The following is a 282-nucleotide window of genomic DNA, read 5'->3' on the forward strand; positions in this document are numbered from 1 at the left end:
CTTTGGTGGTGGCGGTGCTGAGCGAAACATTGAAGACAAGGTTATTACCTTCCACCACATTGTCATCCGCCACACCCGGATTGCCGACTTCGATGCCGGTAATGGCCGGGCTGTCGTTATCCAGAATTCCGCCGGTGGCGCTCACGCCGCCAATAGTCAGAGGAACGGTTTCCGGGGTGATTTCAACCAGTGCGTCATCCACCGTTGGCAGAGTGACGGCGAAGTTGGTCACGCCTGCAGGCACGGTGATCAGGCCGGTGGTTGCGTTGTAAGTGACGCCAT

Annotated in this window: 1 protein-coding gene; it reads right to left on the reverse strand. The window is 57.8% G+C overall.

The window, feature by feature from the left end:
* Nucleotides 1-282 (reverse strand): hypothetical protein (locus HA050_RS21790; protein ID WP_166830586.1); only part of this gene is annotated, 282 nt, incomplete at both ends.

It is taken from the genome of Iodobacter violaceini (genome assembly GCF_011601265.1).
GTDB classification, from domain to species: domain Bacteria; phylum Pseudomonadota; class Gammaproteobacteria; order Burkholderiales; family Chitinibacteraceae; genus Iodobacter; species Iodobacter violaceini.